The sequence below is a fragment of the Actinokineospora guangxiensis genome (assembly GCF_042657845.1).
Lineage (GTDB): Bacteria > Actinomycetota > Actinomycetes > Mycobacteriales > Pseudonocardiaceae > Actinokineospora > Actinokineospora guangxiensis.
On sequence record NZ_JBHSKF010000006.1, the window covers coordinates 190,041 to 211,437 of the forward strand.

At 74.0% G+C, this 21,397-nt stretch carries 20 protein-coding genes; 7 read left to right on the forward strand and 13 right to left on the reverse strand.

Annotation, left to right across the window (positions count from 1 at the left end):
• Positions 1-42 precede the first annotated feature (42 nt).
• From ACFPM7_RS15105 to ACFPM7_RS15115, 3 genes are read right to left on the reverse strand one after another with little or no spacing between them, the layout of a single operon-like run.
• The gene (locus ACFPM7_RS15105; protein ID WP_378248397.1) at positions 43-1,002 is read right to left on the reverse strand and encodes a helix-turn-helix transcriptional regulator; all 960 of its coding nucleotides are present in this window, start codon (positions 1,000-1,002) and stop codon (positions 43-45) included.
• 44 nt (positions 1,003-1,046) lie between these two features.
• Positions 1,047-1,973 carry a winged helix DNA-binding domain-containing protein gene (locus ACFPM7_RS15110; protein ID WP_378248398.1) on the reverse strand — a complete coding sequence of 309 codons (927 nt, stop codon included), beginning with the start codon at positions 1,971-1,973 and terminating at the stop codon, positions 1,047-1,049.
• On the reverse strand, positions 1,858-3,099 hold the full coding sequence (locus ACFPM7_RS15115; RefSeq protein ID WP_378248239.1) for a helix-turn-helix transcriptional regulator: 1,242 nt from the start codon (positions 3,097-3,099) through the stop codon (positions 1,858-1,860). The genes ACFPM7_RS15110 and ACFPM7_RS15115 overlap by 116 nt, the downstream gene beginning before the upstream one ends.
• A gap of 92 nt (positions 3,100-3,191) precedes the next feature.
• Between ACFPM7_RS15115 and ACFPM7_RS15120 the strand changes: the two genes are divergently transcribed.
• Entirely contained in the window at positions 3,192-4,445 is a 1,254-nt protein-coding gene (locus ACFPM7_RS15120) for an FAD-dependent oxidoreductase (protein WP_378248240.1), read from the forward strand.
• Positions 4,446-4,455: 10 nt separating this feature from the next.
• Here ACFPM7_RS15120 and ACFPM7_RS15125 read toward each other — a convergent pair whose 3' ends face one another.
• From ACFPM7_RS15125 to ACFPM7_RS15145, 5 genes are read right to left on the reverse strand one after another with little or no spacing between them, the layout of a single operon-like run.
• A complete protein-coding gene (locus ACFPM7_RS15125; RefSeq protein ID WP_378248241.1) occupies positions 4,456-5,910 on the reverse strand; it encodes an aldehyde dehydrogenase (NADP(+)) in 1,455 nt (484 codons plus the stop codon).
• Between the two features lie 14 nt (positions 5,911-5,924).
• Positions 5,925-7,103: a hypothetical protein gene (locus ACFPM7_RS15130; protein WP_378248242.1), complete on the reverse strand. Its 1,179-nt coding sequence runs from the start codon at positions 7,101-7,103 to the stop codon at positions 5,925-5,927.
• 4 nt (positions 7,104-7,107) lie between these two features.
• Positions 7,108-8,364, reverse strand: a complete 1,257-nt coding sequence (locus ACFPM7_RS15135) for an enolase C-terminal domain-like protein (protein WP_378248243.1) — start codon at positions 8,362-8,364, stop codon at positions 7,108-7,110.
• Positions 8,361-9,299 carry a 5-dehydro-4-deoxyglucarate dehydratase gene (locus tag ACFPM7_RS15140; protein ID WP_378248244.1) on the reverse strand — a complete coding sequence of 313 codons (939 nt, stop codon included), beginning with the start codon at positions 9,297-9,299 and terminating at the stop codon, positions 8,361-8,363. The genes ACFPM7_RS15135 and ACFPM7_RS15140 overlap by 4 nt, the downstream gene beginning before the upstream one ends.
• Positions 9,300-9,350: 51 nt before the next feature.
• Positions 9,351-10,877: a sodium:solute symporter family protein gene (locus ACFPM7_RS15145; RefSeq protein ID WP_378248245.1), complete on the reverse strand. Its 1,527-nt coding sequence runs from the start codon at positions 10,875-10,877 to the stop codon at positions 9,351-9,353.
• 152 nt (positions 10,878-11,029) lie between these two features.
• On the opposite strand from ACFPM7_RS15145, the gene ACFPM7_RS15150 reads away from it, so the two are divergent.
• Positions 11,030-11,854, forward strand: coding sequence for an IclR family transcriptional regulator (locus tag ACFPM7_RS15150; protein WP_378248246.1), 825 nt, complete (start codon positions 11,030-11,032; stop codon positions 11,852-11,854).
• A 43-nt stretch (positions 11,855-11,897) separates the two neighbouring features.
• Positions 11,898-12,722, forward strand: coding sequence for an NAD-dependent epimerase/dehydratase family protein (locus ACFPM7_RS15155; RefSeq protein ID WP_378248247.1), 825 nt, complete (start codon positions 11,898-11,900; stop codon positions 12,720-12,722).
• Positions 12,723-12,778: 56 nt separating this feature from the next.
• Here the strand turns inward: ACFPM7_RS15155 and ACFPM7_RS15160 are convergent, their stop codons facing one another.
• From ACFPM7_RS15160 to ACFPM7_RS15170, 3 genes are all read right to left on the reverse strand, one after another.
• Positions 12,779-14,179, reverse strand: coding sequence for an SPFH domain-containing protein (locus ACFPM7_RS15160; protein ID WP_378248248.1), 1,401 nt, complete (start codon positions 14,177-14,179; stop codon positions 12,779-12,781).
• A gap of 69 nt (positions 14,180-14,248) precedes the next feature.
• Complete coding sequence (locus ACFPM7_RS15165) at positions 14,249-14,674, reverse strand: NfeD family protein (RefSeq protein WP_378248249.1); 426 nt, start codon at positions 14,672-14,674, stop codon at positions 14,249-14,251.
• A gap of 55 nt (positions 14,675-14,729) precedes the next feature.
• Entirely contained in the window at positions 14,730-15,545 is an 816-nt protein-coding gene (locus ACFPM7_RS15170) for a DUF3097 domain-containing protein (protein WP_378248250.1), read from the reverse strand.
• Positions 15,546-15,688: 143 nt separating this feature from the next.
• On the opposite strand from ACFPM7_RS15170, the gene ACFPM7_RS15175 reads away from it, so the two are divergent.
• Entirely contained in the window at positions 15,689-16,198 is a 510-nt protein-coding gene (locus ACFPM7_RS15175; protein WP_378248251.1) for an RNA polymerase sigma factor, read from the forward strand.
• A complete protein-coding gene (locus ACFPM7_RS15180; protein WP_378248252.1) occupies positions 16,195-17,121 on the forward strand; it encodes a VOC family protein in 927 nt (308 codons plus the stop codon). Before ACFPM7_RS15175 ends, ACFPM7_RS15180 begins: the two co-directional genes overlap by 4 nt.
• Here ACFPM7_RS15180 and ACFPM7_RS15185 read toward each other — a convergent pair.
• Positions 17,118-17,918: an SCO1664 family protein gene (locus ACFPM7_RS15185; RefSeq protein WP_378248253.1), complete on the reverse strand. Its 801-nt coding sequence runs from the start codon at positions 17,916-17,918 to the stop codon at positions 17,118-17,120. The genes ACFPM7_RS15180 and ACFPM7_RS15185 overlap by 4 nt on opposite strands.
• A gap of 2 nt (positions 17,919-17,920) precedes the next feature.
• A complete protein-coding gene (locus tag ACFPM7_RS15190) occupies positions 17,921-18,487 on the reverse strand; it encodes a DUF3090 domain-containing protein (protein WP_378248254.1) in 567 nt (188 codons plus the stop codon).
• A gap of 101 nt (positions 18,488-18,588) precedes the next feature.
• Here ACFPM7_RS15190 and ACFPM7_RS15195 point away from each other — a divergent pair, with 101 nt between their 5' ends.
• Both ACFPM7_RS15195 and ACFPM7_RS15200 read left to right on the forward strand, forming a co-directional pair.
• Positions 18,589-20,463 (forward strand): alpha/beta hydrolase family protein, encoded by a 1,875-nt coding sequence (locus tag ACFPM7_RS15195; RefSeq protein ID WP_378248255.1) that lies wholly within the window; start codon positions 18,589-18,591, stop codon positions 20,461-20,463.
• Complete coding sequence (locus ACFPM7_RS15200; RefSeq protein WP_378248256.1) at positions 20,460-21,377, forward strand: S66 peptidase family protein; 918 nt, start codon at positions 20,460-20,462, stop codon at positions 21,375-21,377. The genes ACFPM7_RS15195 and ACFPM7_RS15200 overlap by 4 nt, the downstream gene beginning before the upstream one ends.
• The last annotated feature ends 20 nt before the right edge of the window (positions 21,378-21,397 follow it).

A 21,397-nucleotide genomic window follows, 5' to 3' on the forward strand; every position in this document is an offset into this window, starting at 1 on the left:
AGGTTCTCACGCCAGGTACCGCCGTTCGAGTGATACCCCGGTTCAGGAGCGGTCGCACGTGCGGGTGATGCGCTGGGCGAGGGCCCGCAGGCGGGTCACCAGCTCGGGGGGCTGTACGACCTCGAACTCGCAGCCGATGAACCAGACCCACACGGCGAGGTCGTCGAGGGAGTTGGCGCCGATGCGCAGCAGGCAGGTTTGTTCGTCCACCGGTTCGAGCACGCCGGACTGGCTGGCGACGTAGTCGGCTGCCTGGTGGGCGGGGACGTGCAGGCGTAGGACGGCTTGGTGGCGGTATACGCGGTTGGTGACGCCGAAGGCGGTGTAGCGGGCGATGTCTTCGTCGGGGGGTGTGCGTTGGGTGAATCTCGGGCCCGCGGGTGTCTTGGGCTGTACTCGGTCGACGCGGAAGGTGCGCCAGTCGTCGCGGTCGAGGTCGTAGCCGACCAGGTACCAGCGGCGTCCGGTGTGCACGAGTTTCAGCGGTTCGATGTCGCGTGTCGCGGTGTGTCCGTCGTGGGAGCGGTAGTCGAAGCGCAGCCGCCGCTGGTCGCGGCATGCCCCGGCGATGACGTGCAGCACTTCGGGGGTGACGGTGGGGCCGTTGCCGGGCAGGGCGACGGTCGCCGCTTGCAGGGCGGCCACCCGGTGTCGCAGCCGGGAGGGCAGCACCTGTTCGAGTTTGGCCAGGGCCCGTACGGAGGTTTCCTCGATGCCGGACACCGTGCCGCCCGCGGCGGTGCGCAGTCCCACCGCGACGGCCACGGCTTCCTCGTCGTCGAGCAGCAGTGGCGGCAGGGCCGCTCCGGCTCCGAGCCGGTAGCCGCCGGTGACCCCGGTCGCCGAGTGCACGGGGTAGCCCAGGGAGCGCAGTTTGTCGACGTCGCGGCGTACTGTCCGGTCGGTGACGTTGAGCCGGTCGGCCAGGTCGCCGCCGGACCATTCGCGTCGTGTCTGCAGCAGCGACAGCAGTCGCAGCAGCCGCGCCGAGGTCTCCAGCATGTCCCCCAGCATCGCACCCTCAGCGGACAGCTCTTGTCCGCAGCTCACACGCGCACGTCGTGGGCCTTGTCCGGTTCGGTCGCCGCCAGCAGGGCAAGCCCCTCCCCCGCGAGCGCCTCGCGGTCCGCCTTCGCCAGCGGCCCGAACGGTGTGACCACCACCGCCGCGCTCCCCCGGGCGCGCTCCACCCGCCACGTCCCCGCCACCCGGCCGTCCACCAGCACCGTCGGGTGCACGATCCCGTTCTTGGTGATCACCACCCGGCGGTGGTCGTCGGCGATCACCCGGGTGCGGTCGGCGTGGCTGAGCAGCAGGTTGTCGAAGTCGGTCAGCAGGCGTGCGGGGGCGGGCTCGTCGGGGCCGGGGCGCGGGGCGTCCGGCAGGTCGTACAGCACCCGACCGTGCACCTCGGCCGACCACAGGTCCAAGCGCTCGAACACCTCGCGCAGCCCGGTCAGCCCCGACCACGCCTGCGCGTCGGCGGCTGTGGCCGGGCCGAAGGCCCCCAGGTAGCGGCGCACCAGCCCGTCCACGGTCAGCTTCTCGCCGGTGCCTTCTCCCGCCCACGAGTGCAGGTGCAGGTGCGCGGCGGGCCCGGTGCGCCCCCACAGGCCGCGCGGGGTCACCTGCACCAGCGGCAGCGAGGCGCGCGCGGCGGTGGCCATGGCCATCGGGTCGACGCCGGGGAAGCGCGGCGCGAGCACGGCGGCCAGCTCCACCGCGGTGGCCGCCGTGTGCCTCAGGTGCTCGGCGGCGGCGGTCAGGATCTGCGGCCGCAGCTCTGCCGGGAGTGTGGCCACCGAGGCGGATCCGCGGTCCAGGACGGGCTGCACCAGGGGGCGCAGCAGGTGGGCGTCACGGGCGGACACCAGATGGATCGTTCCGCGCATCAGCAGCAGCCGCACCAGTGCGCGCTCGGCGATCGGTTCGGCCAGCTGCCGCATCGTGAACCCGGCCAGGCGTGACCACAGCCCCACGTAGGGCGGCAGCGGGTTCTGCGACTGCATCCCCACCAGGTGTTCCACCGCCGCCACCGGGTCCATCGCGACGCGTCGCAGCAGCAGCTGGCGCGCCAGTGTGGCCCGGTTCAGCGACATTCCCGTCACCTTCGGCATGGGCGACACCGTAGCGGTGGGCGATGTCGAGGCAGGCCTGCCGTAGTTGCGGCGGGTGCAGTTCGGTGATGTCGGTGTCGAAGGTGGCGAGGAGTCCGGCGATGCCCGCCCACGACCAGGCGCCGAGGGTGAGGCGGCAGTGCTCGTCGTCGAGGTGTTCGACGACGGAGCCGCCGGGGGCCCAGCGGGCCACGACGTGGGCGGGCAGGGCGAGCCGGGCGCTGCCGGTGCACTGCCAGGCGGCGGGGGTGTCGCCGCGGTCGTGGCTGCTCATCACGAAGTGCGCGAGGTCGCCGCCGGGGAGGTCGCGGGGGGTGAACGCGAGGCCGGTGGGGCGCGGGTGCAGCCGGTCGACCCGGTCCACCCGCCAGCGCCGCCCGTCGGGGTGGTAGGCGATGAGGTACCAGCGCCCCGCCCACACCACCAGGTGGTGGGGGTGCAGGCGCAGGGCGGGCGCGAAGTCCGCTTCGCCGGGGGCGGGGCGGGTGCCGTCGGGGCGCAGGACCTCGACGGCGAGGGTGTGGCGCTGCCGCACGGCGGCGCCGACGGCGCTCAGCGCGGCGGGGTCGATGGGGGGCGCGGGGAACTCCCAGTAGTTGCGCAGCGCGGTCAGGTGCAGCGATTCCATGGCGGCGCGGAGCGTGTCGGGCATGGCCTGGCGCAGGGTCAGCAGGGCTCGGGCGGCGTGGTCCTGCATGCCGAACACGCTGTGGGGGGCGCTCTGCAGGGCGATGGCGATCGCGAGTGCCTGGTCGTGGTCGAACCGCAGGGGCGGGAGGGTGTGGCCGGTGCCAAGCCGGTAGCCGCCGTCGGGGCCGCGGACGGTCACGACCGGGTATCCGAGGTCGCGCAGGGTGTGCAGGTCGCGTCGCACGGTGCGGGCGCTGACGTCGAGTCGGTCGGCGAGGTCGCGCAGTGGCCAGGTCCCGCGGGTGCCGAGCAGGGACAGCAGCCGCAGCCCTCGGTGGGACGTGGTCGCCATCTGCTCATCGTGCCGGCGGTAGTGGCCATTCGGTGGCCAGTACCGCCGGCACCGTCGTCTGTGTCGGGCAGGGCGAAGGGAAGGCAGTGGGCATGCGTGTTGTGGTGGTGGGCGGCGGGATCGGCGGGCTGGCGCTGGGGGCCGGGTTGCGCGCGGGCGGTCACGAGGTGGTGGTGTTCGACCGCGACACCGACGTCGCGGCGACCGGCGGCTACCACATCACCCTGGACGAGCGGGCTCTCGCGGCGCTCGACGGGCTCGTCGCGGCGCGCACCATGCGCAGGCTGCTGGCGTCGGCCTCGGCGCTGCGGCTGCGGGAGCGCGATGTGTTCTGGGACTACCGCGGCCGCGTGCTCGGTTACGGTCCGGACCTCTCGGCCAGTGGGAGCGTCGACGTCGACCGGATCACGCTGCGCACCCTGCTGGCCGAGGCCGTCGGTGAGGACCTGCGTCTGGGGCGGGCCGTGACGGGCGTCGACACCGACCAGGACGGCAGGCCGCGGGTCGGTTTCGGCGACGGCACGAGCGTCTCCGCGGATCTGGTGGTCGGGGCGGACGGAACCCACTCCGTCATCGCCGCCCACCTGGCGGCGGGCCCGACCAGCCGCCCGGCCGGGATCATCGGGTTCTCCGGGCGTACCCCGCGCGCCGCGCTGACCGCCGCCGAACAGCAGCGTCTGGGTGCACGTTCCACGATGGGCATCGGTCCGCGCGGCGCGGCGCTCTACGTCGGGTTCCTCGACCCGGTCGGCAACGCCGCGCTCGACGCGCCGGAGCTGAGCGCCTCGGTCACCACCGGCCCGACCTACATCTGGGGGGCGATGTTCCCCGAGTCCGCCCGCACCGCCGCCCTGCGCGAGCTGACCGGCCCGGCGCTGCGCACCGCGCTGCTCGACCGGTTCCGACACCACCGGTGGGCCGAGCACACCCTGCAGGTCATCGCCCGCGCCGACCCCGACAGCGTGGCCGCGTTCCGCTTCAACGCCGCCTCGACCCGCGCCGCCGACCTCGCGCCGTGGGCGGCGGGCCGCGTCACCGCCCTCGGCGACGCCGTGCACGCCACTCCGCCCACCGCGGGGATGGGGGCGGGCGCGGCCATCCGCGACGCCGCCGACCTGCGCGATCACCTCGACGGCGTCCCCGAGGCGCTCGTCCCGGAGGCGATCGGGCGCTACGAGGAGCGGATGCGGCGCCGCGGCGCGGAGGTCCTCACCGCGGCGATGAAGACGGTGCGGTTGATCCTGGCCACCGACAGCCCCCTTGGCGCGCCGGCCACCGCCGCCCTGTGTCCGCTCATCGCCGCGGTCACCCGCCTTCGCCTGCCGGCCCGGGGCGCGGGCCGGTAGGCGGCGGGGCTCAGCGGGTGCCGTCGGTGCGGCGGGGCACGCTCCAGGGGTTGGCCTCCTGCAGGGGTTCGGGCAGCAGGGCGTCGGGGAAGTTCTGCCAGGCGACGGGCCGCAGGAACCGTTCGATGGCGGCGGTGCCGACGGAGGTGGTGGTGGGGGCGGTGGTGGCCGGGTAGGGGCCGCCGTGCTGCTGGGCCCAGCTGACGGTGACGCCGGTGGGCCAGTCGTTCCACAGCAGGCGACCGGCGATGCGGGTCAGCGACGGCAGCACCGCGCGCACCCACTCGGTGTCGGTGTCCTCGCCGTGGATGGTGGCGGTCAGGCCCGGCTCCACGGCGGCCAGCAGGCTGATCAGCTCGTCCTGGTCGGTGTAGGTGACGATCAGCGAGGTGGGGCCGAAGCACTCCTCGCGCACCGCCGCGCCCGCGGCCAGGAAGTCCTTGCCGGTGATGGTGAGCAGGGTCGCGCCGCGGGCGGGCCCGTCCCCGGCGGACTCGGCGAGCACCTCGACGCCGGGCGCGGCGCGCAGCGCGTCCAGGGTGTCGCCGTACCCGGCGGTGATGCGGTCGTTGAGCATGCGCTGGGCCGGGACGGCCGAGACCGCGGCGCGCAGGGTGTCGGTGAGGCCGTGGCCTTCGGGCAGCAGCAGCAGCCCGGGTTTGGTGCAGAACTGGCCCGCGCCGAGGGTGAAGGACCCGGCGTAGCCGGTGGCGATGGCTTCGCCGCGGGCGTCGAGGGCGGCCTGGGTGACCACGACGGGGTTGACCGAGCCGAGTTCGCCGTAGAACGGGATGGGCGCGGGCCGGGAGGCGGCGATGTCGAACAGGGCCCGCCCGCCGGGCACCGAGCCGGTGAAGGAGGCGGCCTGCACGCGTGGGTCGCGCAGGGCATCGACGCCGACGGCCTGGCCGTGGATGACGGCGAGGACCCCGTCGGGGGCGCCCGCGGCGGTGAGCGCCGCGCGCAGGACCTCGCCGGTGCGCTCGGAGAGGCCGGGGTGCCCGGGGTGGGCTTTGAGCACGACCGGGCACCCGGCGGCCAGCGCCGAGGCGGTGTCGCCGCCTGCGACGCTGAAGGCGAAGGGGAAGTTGCTGGCGGCGAAGACCAGCACCGGCCCGATCGGGGTCAGCACGCGGCGGATGTCCGGGCGCGGGCCCATCGGCCAGTCGGGGTCGGCGTGGTCGACGGTGGCGCCGAGGTGGGCTCCGTCGGCGAGGACCTGGGCGAAGAGGCGCAGCTGGAAGGTGGTGCGCTTCAGCTCGCCCTGCAGGCGCGGCGCGGGGGGCAGGTGGGTCTCGGCGGCGGCCAGCGCGATGAGTTCCTCGGCGTGGGCGTCGAGGGCGTCGGCGGCGGCGGTGAGCCAGCCGCCGCGCCGGGCGGGGGTGGCCGCGGCGGTGCGGGGCGCGGCGGCGGCGGCCGCGGCGAGGATGTGTTCGAGCGCGGCGGGGTCGGTTGCCTGGCTCATGTGCTCTGGTGCTCCTAGCGTCGCGGGTCGGTTATCGGGGCTGCTTGGTGGGCGGCGGTGGTGGCGGCGGTGATGTCCGGCCAGCGGGCCGGGCCTGCGAGGCCGAGGTGGTAGAGGTGCAGCTCGGTGGCTCCGGCGGCGGCGAGGTCGGTGGTGTGGGCGGCGATGTCCTCGACGGCGCTCGCGGCGACCGCGGTGATGTAGCTGCCCACGGCGACATTGTCCGCCAGGTCGGCCCGCGCCGCGGCGACGGCCCGCGCGCCCGCGGGGCCGGGGGCCCAGTTGTGCAGGACGACGGCGTCGACCTCGGCGCCCGCGGTGGGTGTGAGGCCGGGCAGGGCGCCGGTGGTCCAGGGGTCGACGGCGCCGTGCAGGGCCACCCGCGTCCCGGCCGGGATGTGGTCGAGCACGGCGCGGCGCAGCGCGTCGGTGCCGCGCTGGCGGGTCTCCAGCAGGAGCGCGGCGAGTTCGGCGGGCAGCTCGTCGTCGGTGGTGGTGAGGTCGCCGGTGGCCATCAGCGCACCGACGTGCGCGCGCAGGGTGGCCCGCACCTGCGCGGGGTCGGCGCCTGCCTGTGTCCACTGCTCGGCGCAGGCGGTGCAGCAGCAGACCGACAGCAGCCGGGCGGTCGCGGGCGACCACACGCCGTCGGTCTTCTCGTGCTGGTGCTGGTGCACCGCGCCCAGCTGCCCGCAGGCCTCCAGCACGACGGTGGCCACGTCGAGGCCGCGCAGGCTTTCGGCGGTGAGGGTGGCGGCGTAGTCGCGCACGCGCGGCTGTGCCGGGCACAGCGCCCACGGGTAGGTCTCGCCGTAGCAGTTGCGCACGGCGGTCTGTGGGTGCGCGGCGCCGAGCCGGGAGCTGTGGGTGAGCACGATCCACGCCGCGGCGGGGATGCCCGCGGCGGTGAGGGCGGCGACCGCCTCGCCGGCGCCGTCCTCGGAGTCGACCCAGTCGGGGGTCGCTGGGCGCAGCGGCCCCCAGGCCTCCTCGCGCACGGGCCGGTAGAAGGCGGCGTGCGCGGCGGTGACGGCGCTTCCCCGCGTGGAGAACGGGGTGGCGGCGCGGGCGCTGTGGTAGGCGACGGCGACGGCGACCTCGTCCACCCCGGCGGCGAGGGCGCGGTCGGTGAACCCGGGGTCGGTGCTGTCCGGGCAGACATCCCACGGGTAGGCGTAGCCGGTGACCTTCACGCGGTCACCACCGCGCGGTGTTGGGCTCGAACGCTGCGACGAAGCGGCGCATGTAGGCGGCGTCGTCGCGGCTGGTCTGTCCGCATCGCAGGTAGTCCTCGTGGGCTCGGGCCAGCGCGTCGGGGTCGAGGTCGACGCCGAGGCCGGGGGTGTCGGGCACGGTGATGGCCCCGTCGCGGAAGGTCAGGATGTCGCCGGTGACGACGTCGGTGTCACGCCAGGGCCAGTGGGTGTCGCAGGCGTAGGTGAGGTGGGGGGTGGCGGTGGCGACGTGGGCCATGGCGGCGAGGCTGATGCCGAGGTGGCTGTTGGAGTGCATGGACAGCCCGACGTCGAAGGCGGCGGCGGCGGTGGACAGGGCCTGGGTGTCGCGCAGCCCGCCCCAGTAGTGGTGGTCGGAGAGCACGACGCCGACGGCGCGGGCGCGGAAGGCCGGTTCGATGTCGGCGAAGCGCACCAGGCACATGTTGGTGGCCAGCGGCATGCCGGCTTGTTCGGCGACGGCTGCCATGCCGGGGATGCCGGGGGTGGGGTCTTCCAGGTATTCCAGGACGCCGTCGAGTTCGGCGGCGACGGCGATGGCGGTCTCGACGGTCCAGGCGCCGTTGGGGTCGATGCGCAGCGGCAGCCCGGGGAAGGCTTCGGCGAGGGCGCGGATGCCGGCGATCTCCCGTTCGGGGGCGAACACGCCGCCTTTGAGCTTGATGGAGCCGAACCCGTAGTCGCCGATCATGCGGTGGGCTTGGGCGACGAGCTGCTCGGGGGTGGTGGTCTCGCCCCAGTCGTCGGCCGGGGCGTCGAGGTGGGCGCCGTACTTGTAGAACAGGTAGGCGGAGAAGTCGACGCGCTCGCGGGCGCGGCCGCCGAGCAGGTCGACCACGGGCCTGCCCAGGTAGCGGCCCTGGGCGTCGAGGGCGGCGACCTCGACGAGCGAGTACACCGCGGCGAGGGTCTTGGCGCTGGAGAAGCCGCCGGTGAGGCCGTGGGCGTCGGTGACCACGACGTCCCCGAGCGCGGCGGCCACAGTGCGGCGCAGGCCGGGCAGGTCGAACACGTCGTGCCCGGCGATGCCGGGCAGCGCGGTGCGGACCTGGTCGAGGAAGGCGGCGTCGCCGTAGGACTCCCCGAGGCCGACGACGCCGTCCTCGCAGTGCAGCTGCATGACGCTGCGCAGCGCGTACGGTTCGTGCACGCCCATGGCGTTGAGCAGCGGCGGGTCGGCGAAGGCGACCGGGGTGAGGGTGACGTCGAGGATCTTCACCGGCTGTGCTCCAGTCCGCGCAGCACGGCGTGGCCGCCGTCGATGATGGCGGCGAGGCGGTCGGTCTGCTCCGGGGTGGGTTCGGCCAGCGGGGGCCGCACGCCGCCGACCTTGTCCCCGCGCAGCCGGGCGGCGGCCTTGACCAGCGACACCGCGAACCCGCGGGTTTCCTGCCGCAGTGCGACCAGCGGCAGGTAGAACCCGGCGAGCAGGGCGTCCATGGCGGTGTCGTCGCCGTCGGCGAGGGCGCGGTGGAAGCGCACGGCGATCTCGGGGGCGAAGCAGTGCACGGCCGAGGAGTAGCGGGCCACGCCGATGGCGGCGTAGGCGCGGGCGGAGACCTCGGCGGTGGGCAGGCCGTTGAAGAACAGGAAGTCGCGCCCGGGGTCGGTGTCGGTGATGGCGGTGCGGATGCGGGTCATGAGGTCGACGTCGCCGACGCCGTCCTTGAACCCGACGACGCCGGGGATGGCGAGCAGGTCGGGAGCGGTCTCGGCGGTGAAGGCGCCGGTGCCGCGGTGGTAGACGACGACGGGGATGCCGGTGTCGGCGACGGCGTGGCGGACGTGGTCGATGAGCCCGTGGGGCGGGCCGGTGACCAGGTAGGGCGGCATCAGCAGGACACCGTCGGCGCCGCCCGCGCGGGCGGCGGCGCCCCCGGCGCGGGCGGTGGCCGCGCCGCCGCCCGCGCCGACCCACACGGGCACCCGCCCGGCGGCCACGTCGCGGGCGCGGGCCAGCACGGCCGCGTGCTCCTCGGGGGCCAGTGAGCCGAACTCCCCGGTGCCGCAGGCCACGAACAGCGCTCCCGCCCCGGCGGCGATGTGGCTTTCGACGGTCTCGGCGAGCGCGTCGAGGTTGATCGCCAGGTCCTCGGTGAAGGGGGTGAGGGGGAACGCCAGCAGGCCGTTGAGCTCGGTGGAGGGCTGTGCCATGGGTGACTCTTCTCCGTTTCCGTGTGGTCGTGCCGCCGTCGGGCGTGGCTCTCAGGCGGGCACGGCGGTTCCTTCTGCGGTCCTGCCCCGCCGGTCGTCGGGGTCGTCCTCTGGGTCATCGCCGTCGATGAGGGCGATGAGCGCGTCGGTGCGTTCGGTGTTCTCGGGGGCCAGGTGCCCGAGGCCGGTGTAGAGGGCCAGGGACACCAGGATGGGGGTGGAGACGGTGACGGCGAGGGTGGCGTCGAAGCCGTAGTAGGCCACGGCGTAGGCGATGAGTCCGCCCGCCCAGGAGAGGAGGGCGGCGCGGGAGCCGGAGCGGCGGAACCAGGGCAGCATGCCCAGCAGCAGCGGCACCGAGATGGGGCCCATGAGGGCGGCGACCCAGAGCACGACGATGCCGAGGACTCCGCCGAGCGCCGGGGCCTGGGTGGCCACGACCATGGTGAGCACGATGAAGATGCCGGTGGTGACGCGCGCGGCGAGCAGGCCTTGGGCTTCGCTCCAGCGCCGGGTCCTGGCGATCATGGCGGGGAGCATGTCGCGGGTGATGACCGCGGAGATGGCGTTGGCGTCGGAGGACACCATGGCCATGGTGTGGGAGAAGATCCCGGCCAGCACGAGGCCGATGAGCCCGGGCGGCAGGAATGTGGTGGTCATGATGGCGTAGGCGTTGTTGGGGTCGTCGATGTCGGGGATGAGCAGGGGCGCGGCGAACATCGGGAACATCATGAACAGCGGCCACACCAGGTAGAGCGCCGAGGAGAGGCGGGCGCCGCGGCGGGCTTCGCGGGTGGTGGGCGCGGCCATGTAGCGCTGCGCCAGGTTCCACATGCCGCCGTTGTACTCCAGGGTCTTCACCAGCACGTAGACCAGCAGCACGATGGTGGTGAACTTGGGTGTGGTGGGGTTGAGGTGCTCAGGCGGCAGCTCGCCCCACATGGTCCAGACCCCGGAGATGCCGCCGAGTTCGTCGAGGACGACCCACAGCATCACGAACGCGGCGATGGCCTGGATGACGAACTGGCCGAAGTCGGTGAGGGCGTCGGCCCAGAGCCCGCCGACGGTGCAGTAGACGAGGGTGATGCTGCCGGTGATGATGATGCCCCAGGTGTAGGGGACGCCGGCGAAGACGTTGAGGATGGTGGCGATGGCGAACCACTTGGCGGCGATGTCGAAGACTTTGAGCAGGCTGCCGCTCCAGGCCAGGGCCTGCTGGGTGGGCAGGTTGTAGCGCTGGGCGAGGTATTCCAGCGGGGAGGCGACGCCGACCGTGGAGCGCAGCCGGTTCCAGCGGGCGGCGAAGAGCCAGCTGCCGATGCCCACGCCGACGCCGATGCTGGCCATGCCCCAGAAGTAGACGGTGACGCCGTCGGAGTAGGCCACGCCCGCGTAGGCGACGAACAGCACGGCGCTGTAGCCGGACATGTGGTGGGAGATCCCGGTCAGCCACCAGGGCATCTTGCCGCCCGCGGTGAAGAAGTCCTTGACGTTCTTGACGCGTTTGTGGGACCACCACCCGATCACGATCATGAGCGCGAAGTACGCGCATACCATTGTCCAGTCGAGTACGTGCACGACTGACTCCTTTCCGCATCTACAGCGAGGCGGGTGTTCACATCTATGAACAGAGTCTGCTATCGTGATAGTGTTCAGCTACACGAATGCAGTTCGGGAAGCTAGTATGGGCGCGGTCACAAGTCAACGCCTCGAACGCGAAAGGAGCCCTGATGGCCCAGCGCGACACCCGGACCGACGGGCCGCCCAACGGCGCCCACCCCGCAGGACAGTCAGAGCAGTCCGGGGTCAAGTCCGCGCGCCGCGCCATCGACCTCATCGAGACCTTCGCCGCCAACGACATGTGGCTCTCGCTGTCGGACCTGCACGCCCGCACCGGCTTCCCCCGCTCCAGCCTGCACGGACTGCTGCGCACCCTGCTGGAGGCCGGGTGGCTGGACACCGACCCCAACACCGCCCGCTACCGCCTCGGCGTGCGCGCCCTCATCTGCGGCACCGCCTACCTCGACCGCGACCCGGTCGTGCCGTACGCCACCGAGGCCATCGAACGCCTCCGCGAGCAGACCGGCTTCACCGCCCACTTCGCCCGCCGCGACGGCGCCCACGTCGTCTACCTGGAGACCCGCGAATCCCGCCGCTCCACCCACCTGGTCTCCCGCGTCGGGCGCACCCTGCCCGCCCACGCCACCGCCCTGGGCAAGGCGCTGCTGGCCGAACTCACCGGCGAGGAGATCGACGCGCTGCTCACCACCCCCCTGCGCGCGCTGACCCCGGCCACCATCACCTCCCCCGAGGACCTGCACCGCGACCTGGCCGCCACCCGCGAACGCGGCTACGCCGCCGAGACCGAGGAAAGCGGCGCCGGGGTGCGCTGCGTGGCCGCCGTCGTCCCCTACCGCATCCCCGCCACCGACGCCATCAGCTGCTCCATGCCCGTCGGCGAAGCGAGCGACGCCGACGCCGCGCGCGTGGCCGAGCTGCTCATCGACACCACCGCCGAACTCGGCCAGCAGCTGCGCCGCGCCGGGATCCGCTGACCCACACCCCCTGTCCCCCGTCTTCCCCGAGGTGTAGCCACCCATGGCAGACCAGCGCGTCCTCATCACCGGCTCGGCCGGTGTCGTCGGCACCTTCATGCGCACCCGCATGGCCCGCCCCGGCCGCCTCCTGCGCCTGCTCGACCTGGCCGAACAACCCCCCGCCGCCCCCGGCGAACCCGTCGAGACGATCACCGCCTCGGTCACCGACCCCGAGGCCATGACCGCCGCGTGCCAGGGCGTCGACGCCCTGGTGCACCTCGGCGGGCACTCCCGGGAAACCACCTGGGAGGCCACCCTGGAGGTCAACGTCCACGGCACCCAGGTCGTCCTCGACGCCGCCCGCCGCGCCGGGGTCCCCCGGGTGCTGCTGGCCTCCAGCAACCACTCCGTCGGCTTCCGCCGCAACGACGAGGGCGGCCCCGAGGGCCTGCCCGCCGACTCCAGCCCCCGCCCCGACACCTACTACGGGGTCAGCAAAGCCGCCATCGAGGCCCTGGGCAGCCTGTACCACTCCCGCTTCGGCATGGACGTCATCGCCATCCGCATCGGCTCCTGCTTCGCCAGCCCGCTGGTGCTCGGCGCGCGCGGCCTGCAGACCTGGCTCTCACCGCGGGACTGCGCCCGCCTCTTCGAGGCCTGCATCGCCGCCCCCAGCCCCGGCTACCGGCTCATCTGGGGCGTCTCGGACAACACCCGCCGCGTCTACTCCCTCACCGAGGCCCGCGCCCTGGGCTACGACCCCCTCGACAACGCCGAGACCTACGCCGAGCAGCTGCCCGAGGCCCCCGCCCCCACCGGCATCGCCGCCGACCTCATCGGCGGCCCCTTCTGCACCGCCCCCCTCGGCGTCGCCAACCCCCTGTGACCCCGACACGGTGAAGGCCCCGGCGTCCACCGCGGACACCGGGGCCTTCACCGTGCTCAGCGGCCGTACTGGCCCGGCGGCGGGGCGGGCGGGCCCCCGTACTGGCCCGGCTGGCCGTAGGGGGTCGGCGCACCGTACTGGCCGGGCTGCCCGTACTGCGGCGGCCCACTGTGCTGGGGCCCGGCCTGCTGAGGGCCGGCCTGCTGGTGGCCGGGCTGGCCCTGCGGGGGCGTGACGGGCAGACCCGCGGGCGGCGACGGCGGCGCCACCGACTGGGTGGCCTCGACCTCGGGCTCACCGGCGGGCAGGGCGGGCGAGTCCGCCGCGGCCTGCGCGGTCGAGGGCCCCACGGCCTTGGGCACCGTCAGCGGGCTCTCCACCTCCTTGCGCGCGACCTCCTCGGCGGCACGCACCGCCTCGGCGACCTTCGGGTCCGGGGAGACGTCGAACCAGCCCTTCACCGACTCCTCGTCCTCCTCCGGCGCGGTCTCGGGCACGTCCTTGGGCGCCTCGTAGCGGAACACCCCGTCATCGCCGGGCGCGCCCAGCATGCGGGCGAAGCCCTCCAGCGCCTTGCCGTAGTCCGAGGGGATCAGCCACACCTTGTTCGCATCGCCCTGGGCCATCGTCGGCAGCGTCTGCAGGTACTGGTAGGCCAGCACCTCCGGGGAGGGCCGCGCCGCCTTCACCTTCTCGATGGCCTTGGCCTGGCCCTGGGCCTGCAGGTAGCGGGCGGCCCGGTCACCCTGGGCGCGCAGGATGCGCGACTGCCGCTCGGCCTCGGCGGCCAGGATCGCCGCCTGCTTGGCGCCCTCGGCCCCCAGGATCTGCGACTGCTTCTGCCCCTCGGCGGTCTTGATCGCCGACTCGCGCAGACCCTCGGCGTTCAGGATCATCGCGCGCTTCTCCCGGTCGGCGCGCATCTGCTTCTCCATCGAGTCCTGGATGGACGGTGGCGGGTCGATCGCCTTGAGCTCCACCCGGGCCACCCGGATGCCCCAGCGGCCGGTCTCCATGTCCAGCACCCCGCGCAGCTGCTGGTTGATGTTGTCCCGGGAGGTCAGCGTCTGCTCCAGGCTCATCCCGCCGACCACGTTGCGCAGCGTCGTCGTGGTCAGCTGCTCCACGGCGATGATGTAGTTGGAGATCTCGTAGACCGCCGAACGCGAGTCGGTCACCTGGAAGTACACGACCGTGTCGATGCGCACCGTCAGGTTGTCCTGCGTGATCACCGGCTGCGGCGGGAAGGACACCACCTGTTCGCGCATGTCGATGCGGGCGCGCACCTTGTCCAGGAACGGCACCAGGAAGTTCAGCCCCGGCTGCCCCACCACCTTGAACCGGCCCAGCCGCTCGATCACCGCGGTCTGCGCCTGCGGGATCACCAACACCGCCTTCACCAGCACGATGATCACGAACAGCGCCGCCACGATCGCGACGATCAACCCGATGTCCACATGTCCTCCCAACCGCGGGCCCTGTCCAGGGCCTCGCCTCGGGGCCACAGTGGACCACGCTCCCGGCGCTCACGCACCGTGGGCGTACACCACCGCGGTGGCCCCGTCGATCTCCACCACCTGCACCTCGGTGCCCGGTTCGAGCACCTGCCGGTCGTCCAGGGCGCGCGCTGACCAGTCGCCGCCGCGCAGCCGAACCTGCCCGCCGTCGGCGTCCACGGTGGCCGTCACCACCGCGGTCTCGCCGATCAGCCCGGCCACGTTGTCGGCCGTGAGCTTCCCGTGCCAGCGGCGCTTCACCGACGGGCGCACCCCGGCCAGCAGGCCCAGCGCCGCCACCGCGAACACCGCCGCGCTCACCGCGGGCACCCCGAACAGCGCCTCCGCGCCTGCCCCGAACAGCGCCGCCGCCCCGAGCATGACCAGCACGAAATCGCCGGAGAGCACCTCGGCCGCGATCAGCACGATCCCGGCGATGAGCCAGATCAGCGCCATGACCCCATCCTCCCAGACCCGCCGCGCGGAGGGGGACGAAACCGGCATGGGCCCGTCACTGTTCGGTCACGAAGTCGATCAGCCGCTCGACAGCGCCCACCAGCGGCGCCTCCAGGTCCCGGAATCCGGTCACCGACGAGCGCACCCGCCGCCACCCCTCGCCCGCATCACCCCAGCCCAGCGCCGCGCACACCCCCTCCTTCCACGGCACCCCGCGCGGCACCACCGGCCACGCCGCGATCCCCACCGCCGAGGGCTTCACCGCCTGCCAGATGTCGACATACGGGTGCCCGGTCACCAGCACGTGCTCCCCGGCGACCCGCTCGGCGATACGCGCCTCCTTGCTGCCCGCCACCAGGTGATCGACCAGCACCCCCAGGCGCCTGCCCGGACCCGGCCCGAACTCCGCGACCCGCTCACCGAGGACGTCGACCCCGTCCAGCGGCTGCACCACCACCCCCTCCACCCGCAGGTCGTGGCCCCACACCAGCTCCACCAGCTCCGCGTCGTGCACCCCCTCCACCCAGATCCGCGACGCCGCGGCCACCTTCGCACCGAGCCCCTCCACCCGCCGCGACCCCGACGCCGACATCCGCGGCCCCGACACCGCCGCCGGGGCGGGCTTGACCAGCGTCACCGGGCGACCGTCGAGGAGGAACCCGGCGGGGGTCATCGGGAACACCCGGTGACGGCCGTGGCGGTCCTCCAGCACCACCGCGTCGTGGCGGGCCGTGCCGCGCTCCACCCGCACCACCGCCCCGCAGAACCCCGACCCCGGCTCCTCCACCACCGTGCCCGGCTCGGCGGCCACCTCCGGCGCCGCCACCGGCTTGCGCCCGCCCAGCACATCCCCGTAGTCCTGTGATCGCACCCGGCCACGCTAGCCACCCCCACCCCGGTGGGACCCGCCGCCACGCCGGGGTGACAAGTTCCCCGCCAGGGCGTCGGAGAACACCCCGCCCGCACGACCATGGGGGTGTGAGCCCGCACCCCAGAGCACGGCCGGACCCGGCCGTGGCCCTGCTCGAGGTCTACGACCAGGCGCTGCCGCGCGTCTACGGCTACCTGCTGGCCCGCGTCGGCGACCCGCCGCTGGCCGAGGACCTCACCGCCGAGACGTTCCTGGCCGCGGTCACCGCCGCCCGCCGCGACCAGGTGAGCGTCTCCACGCCGTGGCTGATCGGCGTCGCCCGCCACAAACTCGCCGACCACTGGCGGCGCCTGGCCCGCGACCGCGACCGCGCCGAGGACCTGGCCGCCGACCTGGCCACCGGGTCGACAGGAGCCGCGGAAGACCCGTGGGAGGTGTGCCTGGACGCGCTGCTGGCCCGCGACACCCTCGCCCGCCTCGGCCCCCACCACCGCGCCGCGCTCACCCTGCGCTACCTCGACGGGCTGCCCGTCGCCGAGGTGGCCGAACACCTGGGCCGCACCGTGCACGCCACCGAGGCGCTGCTGGTGCGCGCCCGCGCCGCGTTCCGCCGCCACTACCCCGGCGAGCCCCAGGAAGGACGGCGGCCATGACCCCCGACCCGTTCGACGCCCTGCGCGCCGCCGACACCCCCACCGACCCGCACCCCGACTTCACCGCCGACCTGCGCGAACGCCTGCGCCGCGCGGTGCTGGACTGGAAGGACCCCGCCATGCCCGACACCCCGCCACAGACCACACAGACCCCGCAGACCCCGCAGACCACTGCCCCCGCGCCGCGCGTCCCGGAAGCCGAGACCGCCACCGCGCCCGCGATCAGCCCCTACATCATCGTCGCCGACGCCCGCGCCGCCATCGACTGGTACGCCACCGTCTTCGCCGGGCACCTGCGCGGCGAGCCCTACGTCATGGACGACGGGCGCATCGGCCACGCCGAGATCGGCGTCGGCGACGGCGTCCTCATGCTCGCCGACGCCGGCGCGGCCGGGGACATCCCCGTCGCCGCCCCCACCCCGGGCGCCCCGCACGCCCACACCCTGCACGTGCGCGTCGCCGACGTCGACGCCGCCTACACCCGCGGCCTGGCCCTGGGCGCGGCCGCCGAACGCGACCCGGTCGACAACCCCTACGGGCGCACCGCGGTGCTGGTGGACCCCTTCGGGCACCGCTGGATGCTCAACGCCGCCCCCGCCGCCCGCCCCGGCGACATCGGTTACGCCACCGTGGTGGTGCGCGACGCCGAGACCGCCAAAGCCTTCTACGCGGCGGTGCTGGGCTGGCGGTACACCCCCGGCTCGGTGGACAACGGCTGGCAGGTCGCCGACCGCCAGATCGGCCTGTGGGGCGGGGCAGATCCGCGCGTGGACCTGTGCTTCCGCGTCACCGACCTGACCGCGGCGCTGGCGCGGGTGCGCGAGGCGGGCGGCACGGCGGGGCAGGTCGACCGCAAGCCCTACGGGGCGTTCGCCGAGTGCGCCGACCCCGAGGGCACCGCGTTTCAGCTGTGGGAGCCCTAGAACGCGGGCCAGGGGATCGGGCTGGGCCGTCCGGCGCTGTCGGGCTCGGGGAACACCGGGACCGCCAGCAGCCGGGCGACCCGCGCGCGCAGCGCCTTCACCTCGGTGATCGTCAGGTGCTCGCCGAGGGTGTCGGCGAAACCGCCGTCCAGGGACGCCTTCAGCGCCGCCAGCGGCTCCAGCACGTCATCGGGCAGCGGCTCACCGGCCCACCCCCACAACACCGTGCGCAGCTTCGGCTCGGCGTGCAGGCAGATCCCGTGGTCCACCCCGTACACGCCGCCGTCGGTGCCGTGCAGCACATGACCGCCCTTGCGGTCCGCGTTGTTGATCACCACGTCGAGCGCGGCCAGCCGCGCCACCGCCACACCCCCGGAGTGCACCAGCGCCGCCGGGTCGCCGTGGCGGTCCAGAGCGTGCAGCACCACCCGGAAGTCCGACGGCACCGCGTCCGGGGCCACCAGGTCGACCAGGTCGTCGCCCTCCTTGGTGTCCACCCACAGCTGCACCATGCCCGGCCCCAGCGGCCCGTCGCGCAGCACCGTCGGCGGGATCAACCCCAGACCCGCCTCCCGCGACACCAGGTAGGAGGCCACCTCCCGCCCGGCCAGCGTGCCGTCGGGGAAGTCCCACAGCGGCCGCTCCCCGCGCACCGGCTTGTACACACACCGCGCCGACACCCCGTCGGCGGAGATCCCGCAGAACAGGGTGATGTTGGAGGCGTCGACCAGCCGGCCTTCGACCTCCAGCTCGCCGCGCCGCAGGAACTCCTCGGCACCGGGATCGGTGGGCAGCACGGTCAGTCTTCGTCGCCGCGGCGGTAGCCGTTCTGCCGCGGGCACACGTGCCCGCCCGGGTCCAGCGGCTCCGAGCACAGCGGGCACGGCTTGCGCCCGGCCTTGAGCACCCGGTCGGCGCGCTCGGCGAACGCCCTGGCCTTCACCGGGGACAGGAACACCCGCACCGCGTCCGGGCCCTCCTCGGTGTCGTCGAGCACCACCGACTCGTCGACCTCGCCCTCGGTGATCGCCAGCAGCTCGATCACCACCGCACTGGACTCCGCGTCCCAGCCCAAGCCCATCGTGCCGACCCGGAACTCCTCCTCCACCGGCACGGTCAGCGGCTCGGAGTCGACGTCGTTCTCCTCGACGTCCTCGGGCACCTCCGCGCCGAAGCGCCGGTGCACCTCCTCCAGCAGCGACCCGATCCGCTCGGCGAGCACCTGCACCTGCTGTTTCTCGATGGTCACCGACACCGTCTTGGCGGACTCGACGGCCTGCAGGTAGAACACGCGGTCGCCGGGCTGCCCGACGGTGCCCGCCACGAAACGGTCGGGCTGGCGGAAGACGTGGATGACGCGAGCCATAACACCTCGGAACCTTATTGCACGGCGCCCGCTCAGGCAGCCCGTGCCCACCTGGCAGCATTGACGCGTCCACCGTATCGGTCCATCGGTAGGGTCGTCGCGTGGTCCAGACAGCCCAGCCCGGCACGTGGGAATCACCCATCGCCGCCACCGACGTCGCCGCCGCCACCGCCACCCCCACCTGGGTGTCCCTGCACGACGGGCAGCCGTGGTGGACCCTGGCACGCCCCGACCGCGGCGGCGCGGTGTCCCTGCTGCGCGCAGGCCCCGACGGGCCCGTCGAAGTCATCGGCGACGGCTGGGACGTGCGCAACCACGTCCACGAATACGGCGGCCGTCCCTTCACCGTCCTCGACGGGCAGCCCGTGTTCACCGAAGCCTCCGACGGCCGCCTCTACACCGGCGCCGACCCCACCCCGCTGACCCCCGCCGACCCCGACACCCGCTACAGCGACCTCACCGCCGCCGACGGCGAGGTGTGGTGCGTGCGCGAGATCACCACCGGCGACGGCCCCGTCCGCGACCTCGTCGCCGTCACCGCCACCGGCGAGCTGCGCGTGCTGGGCGCCACCCACCGCTTCATGAGCGCCCCCCAACCCTCCCCCGACGGCCGCTTCGCCGCCTGGCTCGGCTGGAACCACCCCGACATGCCGTGGGACTCCACCCAACTGTGCGTCGCCGCCCTCATCAACGGGCGACTCGGGCACCACCGCGTCGTCGCCGGCGGCCCCGGCGTGTCGGTGTGCCAGGTGCGGTGGGAAGCCGAGGACTCGCTGCTGGCCCTGGCCGACCCGCACGGCTGGTGGACCCTGTGCCGCATCGGCCTCGACGGCGCCGCCACCGTCCTGGCCGACGGCGACAACGAACTCGGCGGCCCCCTGTGGGAACTGGGCCGCTCCTGGTTCGCCCCGCTGGGCCGCGGCCGCCACGCCGTGCTGCGCTCCGGCGCCCTGGCCATCCTCGACGAACGCTCCCGCACCGTCACCGACGTCGACACCGACTACCCGGTCGTGGCCGCCGACCTGCACGCCCACGACGGCGTCATCGCCTCCCGCGGCGCCGGCCCCACCGCGCCGTGGACGGTGTTCACCCTCGACCTGTCCACCGGCGAACACACCGACCACATCCCCACCTCCACCCTCGACCCCGCCTACCTGCCCCACCCCGAACCCGCCCTGGTCCGCGGCGACGGCCACGACATCCCCGTGCTGCTCTACCCGCCCACCAACCCCGACTACACCGCCCCCGACGGACACCCCCCGCCGTGGCTGCTCTACCCCCACAGCGGCCCCACCACCGCCCACACCCCCGTCCTCGACCTGGACATCGCCTACTTCACCAGCCGCGGCTTCGGCGTCGCCGCCGTCGACTACGCGGGCTCCACCGGCCACGGCCGCGCCCACCGCGAACTCCTGCACGGCCACTGGGGTGTCCTCGACGTCGCCGACACCCTCGCCGTGGCCACCCACCTCCTGGACACCGGCGCCGCCCACCCCAAGCGCCTGGCCGTGCGCGGCGCCAGCGCGGGCGGCCTCACCGCCGCCGCGGCCATGACCGACAGCGACGTCTTCGCCGCCGCCACCCTCACCTGCCCCATCCTCGACCTCTCCCCCTGGGCCGACGGCCGCGCCGAAACCCACGACTTCGAGTCCCACTACGTGCACACCCTCATCGGCGCCCTGCCCGAACACGCCCACCGCTACCGCGACCGCTCCCCCGCGGGCAAAGCCCACCACGTCACCGGCCCCATCCTCATCGTGCAAGGCGCCGACGACCCGGTCTGCCCACCACAGCAGAGCGCCCGCTTCGCCGCGGCCCTCACCACCCCGCACGCCCTGCTGTCCTTCGACGGCGAACGCCACGGCCTGCGCGCCGCGGCCGCCATCGCCGCCGCTCACGAGGCCGAACTGTCCTTCTACGGCCAGGTCTTCGGCTTCACCCCACCCGGCGTGCCCGCCCTGGAGCTGACCCGATGACCCGCACCCGCCCGCCCCGCCTGCGCGAAGGCGACACCGTCGCCATCGTCTCCCCCGCCGGGCCCGTCGACCCCGACCAGCTCGCCGACGGCGTCGCCGAACTGAAGTCCTGGGGACTGGACGTGCGCGTCGGCGAGCACGCCCTCGACCGCCACCCCCGCCTGCCCTACCTCGCCGGACGCGACGCCGACCGCGCCAGCGACCTGCAGAACGCCTGGTGCGACCCCACCGTCGACGCCGTGCTCTGCGCCCGCGGCGGCTACGGCGCCCAACGCGTCCTGGACCTGCTCGACTGGCAGGCCCTCGCCGAAGCAGGCCCCAAAGTCCTCGCAGGCTCCAGCGACATCACCGCCCTGCACTCCGCGTTCGGCTCCGCACTCGACCTCGTCACCCTCTTCGCCCCCATGATCGCCGGGAACCTCTTCGACACCGGAGCCCGCGACCACCTGCGCGCCACCCTCTTCGAGCCCGACACCGTCACCGTCCTCTCCGGCCCCAAGGTCGCCACCGCCGAACACGGCACCGCCGAGGGCGTCCTGTGCGGCGGCACCCTGAGCCTGCTGGCCGCCGACGTCGGCTCCCTGGACGCCGCACCCCCACCCGACGGCTCCATCCTGCTGCTGGAAGACATCGCCGAAGCCCCCTACCGCGTCGACCGCATGCTCACCCAGCTGCTGCGCGCCGGCTGGTTCACCGGCGTCGCCGGGATCGCCCTGGGCTCCTGGTCCGGCTGCGGCACCCCCGAGCAGATCTACGACGTCGTCGCCGACCTGCTCGGCGGCCTCGGCGTCCCCATGGTGTGGGAGCTGGGCTTCGGCCACTGCCCCGACCAACTCACCGTCCCCCTCGGCGCCCACGCCCGCCTCGACGCCGACGACGGCGTCCTCACCCTCACCGAACCCGCCCTGGCCTAAGCCGCCACCGAGGACCCCGC